The following is a 19,019-nucleotide window of genomic DNA, read 5'->3' as shown; positions in this document are numbered from 1 at the left end:
CTAGAATTGTATAAGAGAAAGAGAAAAAGGTGGAATGAATATGAATAAACGTGTTGGAGAGTATTTAATGGACTGCCTGAGTACTGCAGGCGTAGATAAAGTATTTGGTGTACCTGGAGATTTCAACTTAGCTTTCTTAGACGATATTATCAGCCGTGATGATATTGAATGGATTGGTAATACAAATGAATTAAACGCAAGTTATGCGGCAGACGGTTATGCACGCATGAATGGTTTAAGCGCAATGGTGACTACATTTGGTGTAGGTGAATTATCAGCGGTCAATGGTATCGCAGGTTCTTATGCAGAACGTATTCCAGTAGTCGCAATTACAGGCGCACCGACACGCAGTGTAGAACAAGCAGGTAAATATGTTCACCACTCACTTGGTGAAGGTGAATTCGATAACTACCGCAAAATGTTCAAAGAAATTACAACAGCACAAGGTTATATCACACCTGAAAATGCACAAGAAGAAATTCCGCGTCTGATCAATGAAGCATTAGCCGAGAAAAGACCGGTACATTTACACTTACCGATTGATGTCGCAATGACAGAAATTGAAGTGAAAGATGCTTATCAATTACCAGAATTTAAAGCACAAGATGTCTCAAACTATATTGAGATGGTTAAAAATAAATTAAACAGTGCGTCTCAACCTGTAATTATTGCAGGACATGAAATCAATAGCTTCAAACTGCATGACAAACTAGAACAATTTGTAAATCAAACACACATTCCAGTTGCGCAATTGTCATTAGGTAAAGGTGCCTTCAATGAAGAAAATCCTTACTATATGGGCATTTATGACGGCTCAATCGCAGAAGAAAATATTAGAAATTATGTTGATAACAGTGATGCAATTTTAAATATTGGTGCGAAATTAACAGACTCTGCCACAGCAGGTTTCTCATATGAATTTGATATTGATGATGTCGTGATGTTGAACCAACACAATTTCAAAATGAATGATACAGAAGATCAAGATGTGACATTACCAGATTTATTAGAAGGTCTGTTAGAGATGGACTATGTGAATGATGCAAATTACCCACAATATAAACGTCCAGAAGCGGATCAATATGAATTAACGAACGAACCACTAACACAAGAAACGTACTTCAAGATGATGCAAGACTTTATCGCACCTGATGATGTGATTCTAGCCGAACAAGGAACATCATTCTTTGGTGCATATGACTTAGCGTTATATCAAGCGAATAAGTTTATTGGTCAACCTTTATGGGGCTCAATTGGTTACACATTACCAGCAACATTAGGTACACAAATTGCTGATCCAAATCGTCGTAACTTATTATTAATCGGTGACGGTTCACTTCAATTAACAGTTCAAAGTATTTCAACAATGATTCGTGAGAAATTAAAACCAGTATTGTTTGTCATCAATAATGATGGCTATACAGTAGAGCGTAAGATTCATGGTGAAAATGAACCATATAACGACATCTTTATGTGGGACTACAAAGCCTTACCAGCAGTCTTCGGTGCTAAAGATGATGTGAAAATCCATGATGTTTCAACAAGTGAAGAGTTGAAACAAGCCTTTGAAACTATTAAAGCTTATCCAGAAATGATGCACTTTGTAGAAGTGAAAATGGCAATGCACGACGCACCGCATAAATTAGAAGCTATTGGTAAAGCTTTCGCAAAACAAAATAGCTAAAGATAATTTGAAAAATAATACACATAAAAATGAATGAAGTGATTCGCACTTTCATTTAAAATCCCTGACGTTTAAAGTCGGGGATTTTTTTATGAGAACTTTTGATAAATGTAATTTTAAATCACTAAAAATTGACGATTCTAGAGGATGTTTTCAGTTTTTCTAAAAAAATATTTATTCATATAAAATGTATATTAATGCATAAAAATGGGTGGTTAAGTTCGTTCAATTCGTTAAATTTAAACTTAACATAGGGATATAAGCGATTAGGACGCTTGAATTACTAATCTGAAATATATATTTATTCATTTTTGCCAACATATTCTTCTGTATGAATTTGCATTATTATAAATAATTCGTTAATGTCTTTATGTAACATAAGAAATGGGGAGTTGGAAAAATAAAAAGAGAAGTAGAATTTGATTTTTATGTTTTCAACGACAATTAATCAATATAGGGAGTGCAAAAACATTGCAAAAAGCTAAAAAGCAAAACAAAGCTAAAAAGTCCCAAATTATGGACTGGACAACGTTTTATGGTACTGTCGCTATTTTATTAATTGCTGTCATTCCGATGATGGCATTTCCTAAAGCGAGTCAAAAAGTAATCACTGACATTAACGAAGCAGTATCCAATTCGCTAGGTGCAGTTTATTTATCACTGGGCTTAATTGTTTTAGGTTTCGTACTGTACATAGCATTTGGCAAATACGGAAACGTAACTCTGGGGAGAGCAAGTGATAAACCGGAATTCAGTAACTTTACTTGGGCAGCGATGCTGTTCTGTGCCGGTATCGGTTCAGATATTTTATACTGGGGCGTTATTGAATGGGCCTTCTATTTCCAAGTACCGCCACATGGCGAGAAAGGTATGACAGATGCTGCCTTAGAATATGCCACAATGTATGGTATGTTCCACTGGGGTCCAATTGCTTGGGCAATTTATGTTTTACCAGCTTTACCGATCGGTTACTTAGTTTTCGTGAAGAAAAAACCAGTTTATAAAATCAGTCAGGCTTGTCGACCGATTTTAAAAGGACAAACTGAAAAATTACCAGGTAAAATTGTCGATATCTTATTTATCTTCGGTTTACTTGGCGGTGCAGCTACATCACTTGGATTAGGTGTGCCAATGATTTCAGCTGGTATTGAACGTTTAACAGGTATTGATGGACAAAGTATGGTGTTACGTTCAGCGATTTTAATTACAATTACGGTTATTTTCGCAGTCAGCTCTTATACAGGACTGAAAAAAGGGATTCAACGTTTAAGTGACGTGAACGTTTGGTTGTCATTTATTCTATTAGGATTTGTCTTTATTGTAGGTCCAACTGTATTCATCATGGAAACAACAGTTACAGGCTTTGGGAATATGTTAAAGAATTTCTTCCAAATGGCTACATGGTTAGAACCATTTGGCGGTATTGACGGACGTAAGGAAACAAACTTCCCACAACAATGGACAATTTTCTATTGGTCATGGTGGATCGTTTATGCGCCGTTTATCGGACTCTTTATCGCACGTATTTCTAAAGGTCGTACGTTAAAAGAAGTCATCTTAGGTACGATTATTTACGGTACATTAGGTTGTGTCTTATTCTTTGGTATCTTTGGTAACTATGCAGTGTATCTTCAAATTACACATCAATTCGATGTTGTATCATTCTTGAATGCACATGGTACGGAAGCAGCCATTGTTGAAGTCATTCACCAACTACCGTTCCATAATATTATTGTCGTTCTATTCTTGATTTCAGCGTTCTTATTCTTAGCAACGACGTTCGACTCAGGTTCATATATTCTTGCTTCAGCATCTCAAAAGAAAGTAATTGGTGAACCATTACGCGCGAACCGTTTATTCTGGGCATTTGCGTTATGTTTATTACCATTCTCATTAATGCTAGTCGGTGGTCAACGTGCGCTGGATGTTCTGAAGACAGCTTCAATTCTAGCCAGTGTGCCGCTCATTGTGATTTTCGTCTTTATGATGATATCGTTTATTATCACCTTATCTAGAGACCGCGTTAAATTACAATTACGTGCCGCACGATTAAGAGAAGCAGAACATCGTTCCTTGAAGATTAATCAGATTGCGGAAGAACGTGAAGAGGAACAACACGCACAAAGATCTTAACGATTTATAAGTAGAATTACTTTTAAAGATAAAAAATGAATGAAAATGAAGTAGAAATAAAAAATGGCACGCATTCCAAATCTGGAGTGCGTGCCATTTTTATATCGATAAGTTATGGAAAGTGTATTATACATCTTTCGGGTCAGGAATTGGGAAATATTTAAAGATTTCGCCAGTACGGATGGCTTCATTAATTTGAGAAAGCCATTCGTAATAGATACGAGAATGTTCGAGTTGTGCATTGACGCGTTGTGCATAGTCATAAGTTGCTTCGTCGACATCATCTGATTCTAGAACGTGTTGAATAATTTGTTCTGCTTCATCAAGAGAAGCCATATTGACGTTTATTTCACGACTGAATTTCACATCGAAGAAGTGTCTGAAGAATACAAAGAAGTCTTTTTCAGCAACAAAATGTTGTTTACGACTGCCACGTGTAAATTGTTGTTTTACTAAGTCATACTCTTGTAGACGTTTCACACCTGTACTCATACTTGGCTTACTCATCTGCAACTTCTCGCGCATTTGATCCAAGGTCATATTATCTTCAAATACCATAGTCCCGTAAAGGTTGCCGACACTACGATTAATGCCGTACAAATCCATTGTTTCGCCAATCGCGTTAATCACTAAATCTTTAGCTTCTTCGATGGCTTGTTCATGTTGATTTGAACTTGTCATACTTAAACCTCCGTCCACTACATTTATATTCATTTTAGAGTTATTTCCCGCATTCGTCCAATGTTGAATCATGAATAGTATATCAAAGTACAGGATTATCTTTAACTTGCTATGCAGTGTGTTATATAAAAAGTGTGTTTGACACTTTCTCTTTATTCATGCTAACATAAACTTTGTAAAATTCGTTAAATAAAAATTTAACAAAGTTAACGGGGGTCTAAATGATGGAACTTGTAAAGCGTTTATCTCACCAACAATACATTGATGGTGAGTGGATAGACAGTGCGAACCAAGCCGCACGTGAAATAATCAATCCTTATAATCAAGAAGTTATATTCGAAGTATCAGAAGCAGCAGCTGAAGATGCAGAACGTGCAGTAAAAGCAGCAAGACGTGCTTTTGATCAAGGTGACTATGCGAATGAAACAAGTGAAGTCAAAGGACAAAAAGTCAGAGCAATTGCTGACAAGATTAAAGAAAATCGTGAAGAACTTGCGAAACTAGAAACGTTAGATACTGGTAAAACGTACGAAGAATCACTTGCAGATATGGATGACATCCATAACGTCTTTATGTATTTTGCGGGGTTAGCTGATAAAGACGGCGGTGAAATGATTAATTCACCAATTCCAGGTACAGAAAGTAAAGTTGTGAAAGAACCAGTCGGTGTGGTTACACAAATTACACCTTGGAACTATCCTTTACTACAAGCATCATGGAAAATTGCGCCAGCCTTAGCTACAGGTTGTTCATTAGTGATGAAACCTAGTGAAATCACACCATTGACAACTATTCGTGTATTCGAATTGATGGAAGAAGTCGGTTTCCCTAAAGGTGTTATTAATTTAGTATTAGGTGCCGGTTCAGTTGTAGGTGATGTTTTATCAGGTTCACCAGAAGTAGACTTAGTGTCATTTACAGGTGGTATCCAAACTGGTAAACACATTATGAAACAAGCAGCAAATCATGTAACAAATGTCGCATTAGAACTTGGCGGTAAAAATCCTAACGTCATTTTTGAAGATACTGACTTTGATTTAGCAGTTGATCAAGCGCTAAACGGCGGCTATTTCCATGCAGGTCAAGTATGTTCAGCAGGTTCACGTATCATTGTTCAAAACTCAATTAAAGATAAGTTCGAAGAAGCGTTGATTAAACGCGTGAAAAATATTTGTCTTGGTAATGGGTTTGATGAAGATACTGAAGTGGGTCCATTAATCTCAGCGGAACATTTAGCAAAAGTTGAAGGTTATATGGATGTTGCGAAAGAAGAAGGCGCAACGATTGCGACAGGCGGTAAACGTCCTGATCGTGATGACTTGAAAGATGGCTTCTTCTTTGAACCGACAGTGATTACAGATTGTGATACGTCAATGCGTATCGTACAAGAAGAAGTATTCGGACCTGTTGTGACAGTTGAAGGGTTTGAAGATGAAGCGGATGCGATTCGTTTAGCGAACGATTCAATTTATGGTTTAGCAGGTGCAGTGTTCTCTAAAGACATCGGCAAAGCGCAACGTGTCGCAAGCCGATTACGTATGGGTACAGTATGGATTAATGATTTCCATCCTTACTTCGCACAAGCACCTTGGGGCGGCTATAAACAATCAGGTATCGGTCGTGAATTAGGTAAAGAAGGTTTAGAAGAGTACTTAGTTTCTAAACACATTTTAACGAACTATCATCCAGAACAAGTGAATTGGTTTAAAGGCTAATGCATTTTAAATAAAGCGAGAATACAGGTGAAATAATTTTCGCCTCTCTGTTCTCGCTCTCTTTTTGGACAAATTAAGATAAATCGAGCATAACCATTTTCTATAGGAGGAAGACATAAATGAGTAAATCTTATGATTATGATTATATTATTATCGGCGGGGGCAGTGCCGGTTCAGTTTTAGGTAATCGTTTAAGTGTAGACAAGAACAATGAGGTATTAGTATTAGAAGCAGGACGCAGCGACTATTTCTGGGATTTATTTATTCAAATGCCAGCAGCATTAATGTATCCATCAGGAAATCGTTTCTACGACTGGATTTATGCGACAAACAACGAACCACATATGGGCGGTCGCCAAGTTGCACACGCACGCGGTAAAGTATTAGGCGGTTCAAGTTCAATCAACGGTATGATTTACCAACGTGGTAACCCGATGGACTATGAAAAATGGGGTTCACCAAAAGGTATGGAAACTTGGGATTACGCACATTGCTTACCATACTTCAAACGTTTAGAAACAACATTCGGTGCAGAACAAGATGACGAATATCGTGGTCATCATGGTCCGATTAAATTAAAACGTGGACCAGCGAAAAACCCATTATTCCAAGCGTTCTTTGATGCAGGTGTGCAAGCAGGCTACAATAAAACACCTGATGTGAACGGTTTCCGTCAAGAAGGTTTCGGACCTTTCGACAGCCAAGTTCATAATGGTCGTCGTGTATCAGCTTCACGTGCTTACTTACATCCAGTAATGAAACGTAAAAATTTACATGTTAAAACACGTGCGTTTGTGACGAAATTAAACTTTGAAGGTAATAAGGTTACAGGCGTGACATTTAAACGTAATGGTAAATTACACACGGTTACCGCAAAAGAAGTCATCTTATCAGGTGGTGCCTTCAATACACCGCAATTACTTCAATTATCAGGTATCGGTGATTCTGAACACTTGAAATCATTAGGTATTGAACCACGTATTCACTTACCTGGTGTCGGTGAAAACTTCGAAGACCACTTAGAAGTGTACATTCAACACGCAGCATCTCAACCTGTGTCAGAACAACCAAGTTTAAATCCATTAAAAATGCCATTTATCGGTTTACAATGGATCTTCAGCCGTACAGGACCAGCCGCAACGAACCACTTTGAAGGTGGCGGATTCGTACGTTCAAACGATGATGTGAAGTATCCAAACTTGATGTTCCACTTCTTACCGTTAGCGGTACGTTATGATGGCGAGAAAGCAGAAACAAAACATGGTTTCCAAGTACACGTTGGACCAATGTATTCTAACTCTCGCGGCAGCTTGAAGATTAAATCAACAGACCCATTTGAACATCCTGACTTTGTGTTCAACTATCTTTCAACAGAAGAAGATAAACGTGAATGGGTAGAAGCTATTCGTGTTGCACGTAATATCTTATCTCAACCTGCACTTGCACCTTATAACGATGGAGAAATTTCTCCAGGACCAGAAGTTCAAACAGATGAAGAAATTTTAGATTGGGTACGCCGCGACGCTGAAACAGCATTACACCCTTCATGTAGTGCGAAAATGGGACCTGCTTCAGACCCAATGGCCGTTGTAGACCCATTAACAATGAAAGTACATGGCATGGAAAACTTACGTGTTGTTGATGCATCAGTCATGCCTACAACAACAAACGGTAATATTCATGCGCCTGTCTTAATGATTGCGGAAAAAGCTGCAGATATTATTTTAGGCAATGATCCAATGAAACCAGAATATATGGATTATTATGTACATGGTAAACATGATAAAAATGCAGGAACAGTTCAATAATTAACGTTTTAAAAGGAGTCTTCAAATAGTGGAGGACTCCTTTTTTTATATACTTTTAGAAAGTCTGTTTATTGCCATACGATGATGCAAAATTATAAATGTTTAAGTTTTGATACATAGGGATAAGAGAAACGTAACGAGGAAGTGTACAAAAGTAAATTTCATGTTAAAAATATTTATCAAAATAAAAAAGTGTGAAACTTTTGAAATTTACTAAAATAGTTATAGACACTTCTTGAAATTTCAGTATAATTAACTCAATTAGCAATTTTTAAACGAAACTAAATGTTGAACAAGCGAAACAAAGGTTTGGAGAAAACGAGGAGGAATTTTTTCTATGAAAAAATTAGATTTTCTTCCGAATAGACGGAACAAGTATTCTATACGTAAATTTACCGTAGGAACAGCTTCGATTCTATTAGGAACAATGTTGATTTTAGGAGTAAACGATGAAGCCAGAGCAGCTGAAAACAGCACATCTGATTCATCAGGCAGCAGCTCAAGCAGCTCGACGGGAAGTGGCGACACTTCAACAACTGAGTCAACTACAGAAACTACACCGACACAAGAGACACAAACAAATACGCCAGAAACAACGACGAATACGACAGAAACAGCACCACAAGTTGATACCTCTCCACCACAAGAACCGGCTCAAAATACAACTGAAACAACAGAAACACCTGCGACATCCACGCCATCTGGTGAGACGTCTGCGCCAACAACTGACCCTGCGCCAGCACCAGATACGACTACAGAACAAGATTCAACACCTTCTAATCAAGAATCTTCAACATCAACACCTTCAGAAACACCAACACCTTCACAGCCATCATCCAATGAATCATCTCAAACACAAAGTACTCCTGATACTAAGACAACACCTTCAACAGACGCACCTTCATCATCAAACGACACTTCATCAGACTCTCAAAAAACACCGTCAAATGATACATCATCAGAATCTCAAATGGCACCATCAAATGACACATCAAAGCCAGATACATCAACAGGAACGTCAGATGCACCATCAACAACTGACAGTAATACTACAAATAGTACAGCTAATGATACTTCTACACCAAATTCAACGAATGACACAACAATTTCATCTATTGAATCACCAACACCGACATTGTCTCAGGATTTGTCACAAACATTGAATAGCAGTACAGATAAGGAAAGTGCTTTAACAGATTATTTAGCAACTGAAGAAAATTTATCACCTGAAGCAGCACAACAAGTGGTAGATGGTATGGCAGTAGATGCGAATACTGCGACAGATGAAGAAATCGCAGGTGCTTTATTGACTTCTTATTTACTGAATACATCGAGCGCACCTGGCAGTGATCCTGTGGGTGAATTACCATTAACAACATCTACACAATCATCAACGACATCAAGTTCAACAAGTATTTCACCGACGTTTCGTATGATGGCATTTTCAGCATATGCAGCACCAGCACCAGCGACACAAGTCAGCACGTGGGATCAGTTTATTGCGGCGTTAAATGACAAAACAGTCTCTAATATTCAATTGACTGGCAATATCACAGGTACAAGCTCACCGAACCTTCAAACTTCAACAGGACGCTCTGTGACGATTGATGGTGGCGGTTATACGTTGAATACGGGAACGAATATTATTAATGCCCCAGCAACATCAGGCAGTTGGAATATGACGTATCAAAATATGAATATTACAACAGGCAATACAGGTGGTTTAGTAAACTTCGGCGCAAGTACGACGACTAACAACACTATCTCGTTCAATAACGTCAAACATACTGGCAGTAACTTGGTGAGCAGTACACTCGCAAACCAAAACGTGAATGTTAATATTAGCGGCAACTTCAGTTCAATTAGTAATGACAGTACTTTAAACCGTTCAAACATTGGTGCGAAGAATATCAATATTGCGGCAGATGCGACAGTTAATATTACACGTACTGGTTTAGGTAACGCACTGCAAGTGGTTGATGACGGTGTAATTACAACAGGTACGAATTCAAATATTACAATGAACGTTTCGCCAACCAACCCATGGGGCACAACGAACGGAACAACTGCATTCCAAGTCGGTAATGGTGGCTCTGTGTTAATCGGTGATGGTTCGACATTAAATATTACAGGTCAAAATATTTTTGACTTTGCGAATGATGGCACGCTTTACACAGGTGCGAATTCTACAATCAATATCAGTCAAAAAGGTAACGGTAACATTGTAGATATGGGGACTGGCAGTACTTTCGAAGTTGGCCAATACTCTAAATTCATCGCATATTCCGATGGACATCGTGCGGGTGATTACTCAAACAACAACCTGATAGGATTAGATGGTAACTCTCAAATTTTAATTGATGAGTACGCGACATTATTCTTAGATGCAAAAAACCATCAATGGAACCCAGATACTAAGACACAAGTCGGCGCTTATAATGACTTAGTCAACATTAATGCGACAGGTACACAAAGTGCATTATTATGGGTGAAAGATAATGCGACATTAGACTTGCGTACAGATAACCGTGACTATTACGCGGAAGTTTTATCGATTCCTTTAGGCGGTACAAGTCAAAACCGCCAATTTATCTTTGATAATGCGAACTATATCAACTTCCAAAAGAATAGTATTGTCACAAGTGGTCAAAGTACAAATGGCAGTAAGCCGAACTTGATTTATATGGATCCTGGCTCTCCAGGTTATATGAAGTGGAATGGCTCTTATATTGTTAAAACTTGGAATGCGACACACTTTAGTGATCCGAATCAAAGTGCAGATGCGGATACAGTTTGGTCTGACGTCGTAGATTTACAAGCAGCACAAAAAGGTTTCTCTACAGGTACACCAACTTATAATACAACAGAATCTACAAGTGCCAGCTCAACACCTTCAGGTACAAGCAGTAAAGACTTAAGTACTTTAAACTTAAATACGATTCAAAGAATTGTGTTAATCAGTAATAACTCAGTCAACCCTGAAGCTGTGCCGGCGCAAACAACCGTAGAAACAATTGAGCCAAGTACAAGTTATCAAGCTGTTTCAGACCCGACAAAACCGCTTGGTACTGAAACGATTGTGGTAGAAGGTGTACCAGGTTCACAAACTGTAACAACAGAACCAGGTAAAGATACTATTGTGAACGTGACACAACAGCCAACAAACGAAGTTATAGGTGTGAATAATGTACAAGCGACGACAACAACTATTCCTTACAACACACAATATGTCGGTGTAAACCAACCAACAGATTATACAAACGTGCGTACACAAGGCCAAGCAGGATCAACAACAACGACAACGACTTATACGGTTGACACAGCGACAGGTCAATTATCTAATCCAGTGACTACTACATCGACAGTTCAACCTGTGACACAAGTCATTGAAAAAGGGACAGTTCAAACAACAACAGCAGATGTACCATATGAAACGATTTATAGAGAAAATCCAAACTTACCTCAAGGTACACAAAACGTTATACAACAAGGGGTAACGGGTCAAACACAAACGACAACGACTTATACAGTGAACCAGACAACAGGTGCATTAGAAAATCCGACAAAATCAACAACGACATTAACACAAAAGCAAGATCAAATTATTGAAGTAGGATCAGGTGTGACAACATCAACAACTTCACCGATTCCATCAGGTACGACATATGTTGCAGATCCAAACCCTGATTCAGGAGTTGGAGACCAAACAGTTGTGACGCAAGGTCAAGATGGTGTCGCAACAACAGTAAAAGAACCTGGTCAAGAAGCAGTTACAACAACGACAACACCAGCTGTTGATGAAGTCATCAGTGTGGATAATGTTGATACTAACGTGACACCGATTCAATATAATACGGTGTATCGTTATAACCCGGATTTAGCAGTAGGAACAACGAATACGTTAGTTCAAGAGGGACAAAATGGTTCAACAACGACTACAACAACGTATGATGTAGATGCGACAACAGGTGCATTATCTAACCCGCAAACTGTGACAAATACAATCAATCCAGTTGACCAAGTCTATGAATATGGACCAGTCGCAGGCGATACAGTGTATCAAGTCGACCCGAACTTACCATACAACCAAACAAATACAGTGCCAGGCACGCCAGGGGACCCGAACGATCCAAACAACTTGCCGACGGACACAATTGTTTATGTTGGTAATGTCAGCACATCAACAACACCAATTATTCATAGTACGGAATACATTGGTGTGAATGAACCGACGACGTATAGAAATGTAGTGGCTGAAGGCAGTGATGGTTCAACAACAACGACAACAACATATGAGGTCAATCCTCAAACAGGTGAATTGATTAATCCGCAAACTAATACAGAAACAGTGCCTGCAGAAAATCGCGTAATTGAAAAAGGGACAGTCCAAGTCACAACAGCAGAAGTACCATATGAAACGACTTATAGAGAAAACCCAGATTTACCACAAGGCACAGAAAATGTGTTGCAAGAAGGTGTGGTAGGTCAAACACAAACAACAACAACTTATACAATCAACAGCACAACAGGTGAATTAGAAAGTCCCGTTTCAAATACAGATACTTTAGTACAAGCACAAGACCGTATTATTGAAGTGGGTACAGGTACGACGTCTGTCACAACTACACCAATTCCAGCGACAACGGTTTACCAAGCGAACCCTGACAAAGATTCAGGTACAGGTGACCAAATTGTGATTGTTGAAGGTCAAGATGGTGTGTCAACAACAGTGAAAGAACCAGGTCAAGAAGCGGTTACAACGACAACCACACCAGCGGTTAATGAAGTCATCGGTGTAGATAATGTTGATTCAGCGACAGCACCGATTCCATATGAAACAATCAACCGTTATAACCCAACATTACCTGTTGGTTCACAAAATGTGGTCGTTCAAGAAGGACAAGAGGGTACCGCAACGACAATCAAGACATATGAAGTTGACCCGGCAACAGGTGCGTTATCTAATCCGGTGACAACGGAAGAAGTGTCTCCATCAACACCGCGTATCGTAGAATACGGACCAGTTGAAGGTAATACGGTTTATCAAGTCGACCCGAACTTGCCATACAACCAAACAAATACAGTACCAGGTACACCTGGAGATCCAAATGATCCGAATAACTTACCGACGGATACTATTGTGTATGTCGGTAACGTCAATACAACAAATGAAACATTACCTTATGACACGCAATATGTAGGTGTTAATCAACCGACAGATTATACAAATGTACAAACAGCGGGTCAAAATGGTGTGACGACAACGACAACAACTTATGAAGTCGATCCAAAAACGGGTACATTGATTAATCCATCTATTTCAACACAAACGACACAACTTGTGACAGAAGTGGTTGAAAAAGGAACAGTCCAAGTTGCGACAACACCAGTACAATATGAAACGATTTATCAAGAAAATGCGAATTTACCTGTAGGCGTTCAAAATGAAATCCAACCAGGTGTGGTTGGGGAAATAACAACGACAACAACGTATACAGTGAATCCTGAAACAGGCGCATTAGAAAATCCATCATCAACAGATGCGACAACAGTTCAAAAACAAGACCGTATTATTGAAGTCGGTACAGGTACAACTGTTGTGACTACAGATCCGATAGCGTCGACAACGGTTTACGAAGCAAACCCTAATCCAGATGCGGGCACAGGTGATTACACAGTAATAACACCTGGACAAGCAGGTGAAACGACAACTACGAAAGAACCTGGTCAAGAGCCAGTCACTGAAATTACGACACAACCTGTGAATGAAGTCATTGGTGTGGATAACGTAGATACAACAACAGAAACAATTCCGTATCAAACAGAAACACGTTATAACCCGAACTTGCCAGTAGGCAGTACAGATGTAGTGGCACAACCAGGTCAAGATGGTGTGATTACGACAACGACAACGTATGACGTAGATACAACGACAGGACAACTGTCTAATCCACAAGTGTCAACAGAGACAACACAACCTGTGACACAAATTATCGAATATGGTCCGGTTGCCGGAGAAACGATTTATCAAGCAGACCCAAACCTGCCATATAATGAAACAACGACGGTTGAAGGTACGCCTGGCGATCCGAATGACCCGAATAATCTGCCTACAAACACAGTGATTAAAGTAGGTAATACAACACATGAACTCGCAACATTACCTTATGACACGCAATATGTAGGTGTGAGTCAACCGACAGATTATACAAATGTCAGAACAGAAGGACAAGAAGGTTCAACAGCTACGACAACGACGTATACAGTGGACCCAGATACAGGTGCGTTATCAAATCCGGTCACTTCTGTTCAAACGATTGGACCAGTTACACAAGTGGTTGAAAAAGGAACGGTTCAAACGACAACAGCGGATGTCCCATATGAAACGATTTATAGAGAAAACCCAGATTTACCACAAGGCACACAAAATGTGGTACAACAAGGCGTGGTTGGTCAAACACAAACAACGACAACGTATATGGTAAATCCAGAAACAGGTGCGTTAGAAAGTCCGACATCTGACACAATAACTACGGTTTACAAACAAGACCAAATCATTGAAGTAGGTACAGGTGTAACGACATCTACAACGTTACCGATTTTACCGACAACAACTTACCAAGCGAACCCTGATGCAGACCCTGGCACAGGAGACCAAGTTATCTTAGTGCCTGGTCAAGAAGGTGTTGCGACAACGGTAAAAGAGCCAGGTAAAGAAGCGGTCACTACAACAACTACAGAACCGGTAAATGAAGTGATTGGCGTGGATAACGTGGATACTACAACGAGCACGACAGCTTATGATACGATTACACGTTATAATCCGAACTTGCCGACAGGCAGTACAAATGTAGTCGTTCAACAAGGTCAAGATGGCGTTACAACAACGACAACTACGTATGAAGTAGACCCGACAACAGGCCAATTATTAAATCCGCAAGTAGAAACAAACACAACAGAACCAGTGAGTCAGATTGTGGAATATGGTCCTGTCGCAGGCAATGTCGTGTATCAACCTGACAGTAATGTACCTTATAATCAAACTAATACTATTGAAGGTACACCTGGAGATCCAAATGATCCGAATAACTTACCGACAGATACAGTTGTCAAAGTGGGTAATGTGCAAACGGATGTGACGACACAACCATATGAAACAACATATGTAGGTGTGAGTCAGTCGACAGATTACACAAATGTTCAAACACAAGGTCAAGACGGTACAACGATTACCACAACAACGTATCAAGTGGATCCAAACACAGGTTCACTATCAAACCCTGTGACTGCAGTTCAAACGATTGCGCCAGTGACACAAGTGGTTGAAAAAGGAACAGTTCAAACAACAACAGCGGATGTCCCATATGAAACGATTTACAGAGAAAATCCTGATTTACCACAAGGTACACAAAATGAAGTTCAAACAGGTATTACAGGTCAAACACAAACAACAACGACTTACACAGTGAACACACAAACAGGTGCACTAGAAAGTCCAGTTGAAAACACAACGACATTAGTTGAAAAGCAAGATCGCATTATTGAAGTGGGTACAGGCGTAACAACGTCTACGACAACACCAATCCCACCTGAAACAACTTATCAAGCAAATCCTGATAATGATCCAGGTGTCGGCGAACAAACGATTATTACACAAGGTCAATCTGGTGTATCAACGACAGTTAAAGAACCTGGGCAAGAGGCAGTTACGACAACGACAACAGAACCTGTGACGGAAGTCATTGGCGTAGATAATGTGGATGTGACACAACAAGATATTCCGTATAACACGATTGAACGTTATAATCCGAATTTACCAGTGGGTACAACGAATTCAGTGGCACAAGAAGGGCAAACGGGTCTTAAAACAACAACGACAACGTATGAAGTTGACCCAGATACAGGCGCATTATTAAATCCTGCGATTAATACAACAGAAACTGCGCCAGTAGATCGTATTATTGAATATGGTCCAGTGGCAGGAGAAGTAATTTATCAACCGGACCCAAGCTTACCAGTAGGCCAACAAACGACTACTGAAGGTGTACCAGGGGATCCAAACGATCCAAATAACTTACCGACAGATACGGTTGTTAAAGTAGGTAATGTCGATACTGCGACAACAATCTTACCGCATGATGTGACATACGTGGCAGTAGATCAACCGACAGATTATAAAAATGTCGCAACAACAGGTGTCGATGGTTCAACGACTACTACAACAACGTATCAGGTGGATCCAAATACAGGTGTGTTAAGCAATCCGACATCAGTTAATCAAACAACAGAACCTGTGACAGAAGTTGTGGAAATCGGTACGCAACAAGTCACTACAGCTGAAGTACCTTATACAACGATTTATAGAGAGAACCCAGACCTTGCGGAAGGCACACAAAATGAACTTCAAGCAGGTGTCATTGGGCAGACACAAACGACAACAACTTATAGCGTGAATCCAGAAACTGGAGAGTTATACAATCCAGTTGCGAATACAGTAACGCTGACTGAAAAACAAGATCGTATTGTAGAAGTCGGCACTGGCGTGACAGTAACAGACACGACAGTGATTCCGCCGACGACAACGTATGAAGCAGCACCGAACCCAGATGCAGGTGTTGGTAACACGACAGTGATTACAGAAGGTGTACCAGGTGAATCAACAACAACGAAAGCACCAGGACAAGATCCAGTTACTGAAACAACAACACCGCCTGTCAACGAAGTGATTGGTGTTGATAATGTAGACACAACAACAGATACGATTCCATTCGATACGCAATATGTAGCAGTAGATCAACCTATCGGCTATGAAAATGTGGCGACATCAGGTCAAAATGGTACAACAACGACAACAACAACGTATCAAGTCGACCCGAATACAGGTGCATTGATTTCTCCAGAAACAACAACGACGACAGAACAACCAGTGGCACAAGTGATTGAAATCGGTACAAAACAAGTGACAACAAACGATATTCCATTTAATACAACGTATGTCGATAATCCGAACTTGCCAGTAGGAACTGAAAACGAAGTCCAAGCAGGTATTGTGGGACAAGAAGAAATCACAACAACATATACTGTAAATCAGACAACAGGCGCACTTGAAAATCCAGTGTCTGTGACAACAACACAAGTTGAAAAACAAGATCGTATTATCGAACGTGGTACAGGTGTCACAACAACTGAAGTGACAGAGCTGCCACCGAAAACAATCTATGTTGCGGATTCAGATAGTGATGCAGGTGTGGGCGGTACGACTGTTCTTACGCCAGGTCAAGCAGGTTCAACAACGACAACGACTGAACCAGGTCAAACACCTGTCACTGAGACAGTTACGGCTGTAGACCAAGTTGTAGGTGTTGATAACGTAGATACAAGCACAACAGATGTTCCGTTTGAAACGCAATATGTCGGTGTGAACCAGCCTGTGGGTTATGAAAATGTTGCAACGACAGGTCAAAACGGTACAGAAACAACGACAACAACGTATGATGTGAATCCGGAAACTGGAGCGTTGACGAACCCTCAAGTTTCAACAACATCAACACCAGCTACTGCACAAGTTGTGGAAATTGGTACAATGCAAGTTGAAACTAACGATGTGAATTACGAAACAATTTATAGAGAAAATCCAGACTTGCCTGCAGGTACACAAAATGAAATTCAAGCAGGTATTACAGGACAAACTCAAACAACAACAACTTATACAGTAAATGCGCAAACAGGTGCGTTAGAAAATCCAACTTCAAATACAGTAACAACAAAAGAAGTACAAAACCGTATTGTGGAAGTTGGTACAGGTGTAACGACACAAACTACGACACCAATCGCACCAACAACAAGTTACACCGCAAACCCTGATACAGCGCAGCCAATCGGAGAACAAACAGTGATCACAGAAGGTGTGCCAGGTGAATCGACAACAACGAAAGCACCAGGACAAGAGCCTGTTACTGAAACAACAACGCAACCTGTGAATGAAGTCATTGGTGTAAATAATGTGACACAAACAGAAACGGATGTACCATATGAAACAATTATCCGTTATAATCCGAATCTGCCAGTCGGCACAACGGATTATGTAGCACAAACAGGACAAAATGGTTCAACTATTTCTACAACAACTTATGAAGTTGATACAAACACAGGTGCATTGATTAATCCGAACACACAAACAACAACAATTGATCCAATAAATCAAATTGTAGAATACGGACCAGTTGCTGGCGGTACAACATATCAAGCAGACCCGACATTACCAGCTGGTCAAACAAGTACAGTACCAGGTCAACCAGGAGATCCGAATGATCCGAATAATCTGCCGACGGATACTGTGGTAAAAGTGGGCAACGTGACAACAGAAACAAGCCCAGTTCCTTATAACACACAATATGTAGGTGTTAGTGAACCGACAACGTATACAAATGTTCAAACACCAGGTCAAAATGGTACTGAGACAACAACGACAACGTATACTGTGAACCCAGAAACAGGTGCACTTGAAAGTCCAGCAACTACAACAACGACAATCCCTTCAACAACTGAAGTGATTGAAAAAGGTACAGTACAAGTTGTAAATACGGATATTCCTTACGACACAGTATATAGAGAAAATCCAGATTTACCTGTAGGTACACAAAATGAAATTCAAGCAGGTAGCGTTGGCACATCACAAACAACAACAACTTACCAAGTGAATGGTCAAACAGGTGCGTTAGAAAATTCAACGTCAGAAACAACAATTCTATCTGGTGCACAAACACGCATAATTGAAGTAGGTGTCGGCACAACTGTTACGACAACAGATGTGATTGAGCCTAAGACAAACTATGTCGCAAATCCAGATGCAGACCCAGGCACAGGTGATCAAACAGTCATCACACCAGGTGAGCCAGGTGAATCGACAACAACGAAAGCACCAGGTCAAGAGCCTGTCACTGAAACAACAACACCAGCTGTTGATGAAGTGATTGGTGTAGACAATGTGGATACGAC

The 19,019-nt window shown here is 39.9% G+C and carries 6 protein-coding genes; 5 read left to right on the top strand and 1 reads right to left on the bottom strand.

Features of this window, described 5'->3' with window-relative positions; all coding sequences use genetic code 11:
* The first annotated feature begins 40 nt into the window (after positions 1–40).
* Both HMPREF2603_RS07430 and HMPREF2603_RS07425 read left to right on the top strand, forming a co-directional pair.
* Complete coding sequence (locus HMPREF2603_RS07430) at positions 41–1,684, top strand: alpha-keto acid decarboxylase family protein (RefSeq protein WP_060804488.1); 1,644 nt, start codon at positions 41–43, stop codon at positions 1,682–1,684.
* A gap of 516 nt (positions 1,685–2,200) precedes the next feature.
* On the top strand, positions 2,201–3,817 hold the full coding sequence (locus tag HMPREF2603_RS07425; protein ID WP_060804507.1) for a BCCT family transporter: 1,617 nt from the start codon (positions 2,201–2,203) through the stop codon (positions 3,815–3,817).
* Positions 3,818–3,943: 126 nt separating this feature from the next.
* On the opposite strand, the gene cudC is transcribed toward HMPREF2603_RS07425, so the two are convergent.
* Entirely contained in the window at positions 3,944–4,498 is a 555-nt protein-coding gene (gene cudC, locus HMPREF2603_RS07420; protein ID WP_002480012.1) for a choline uptake/conversion transcriptional regulator CudC, read from the bottom strand.
* 224 nt (positions 4,499–4,722) lie between these two features.
* On the opposite strand from cudC, the gene betB reads away from it, so the two are divergent.
* The 3 genes from betB to HMPREF2603_RS07405 all read left to right on the top strand — a co-directional run.
* A complete protein-coding gene (gene betB / locus HMPREF2603_RS07415; RefSeq protein WP_060804486.1) occupies positions 4,723–6,213 on the top strand; it encodes a betaine-aldehyde dehydrogenase in 1,491 nt (496 codons plus the stop codon).
* Between the two features lie 119 nt (positions 6,214–6,332).
* Complete coding sequence (gene betA / locus HMPREF2603_RS07410; RefSeq protein ID WP_002480010.1) at positions 6,333–8,021, top strand: choline dehydrogenase; 1,689 nt, start codon at positions 6,333–6,335, stop codon at positions 8,019–8,021.
* Positions 8,022–8,358: 337 nt separating this feature from the next.
* On the top strand, positions 8,359–19,019 hold a 10,661-nt coding region (locus tag HMPREF2603_RS07405; protein WP_148130470.1), incomplete at its 3' end, for a G5 domain-containing protein.

It is taken from the genome of Staphylococcus sp. HMSC055C03 (assembly GCF_001809385.1).
Classification (GTDB): Bacteria; Bacillota; Bacilli; order Staphylococcales; family Staphylococcaceae; genus Staphylococcus; species Staphylococcus simulans.
The sequence above is the reverse complement of the archived record's forward strand: the minus strand, read 5'-3'. Positions and strand labels throughout refer to the sequence as shown.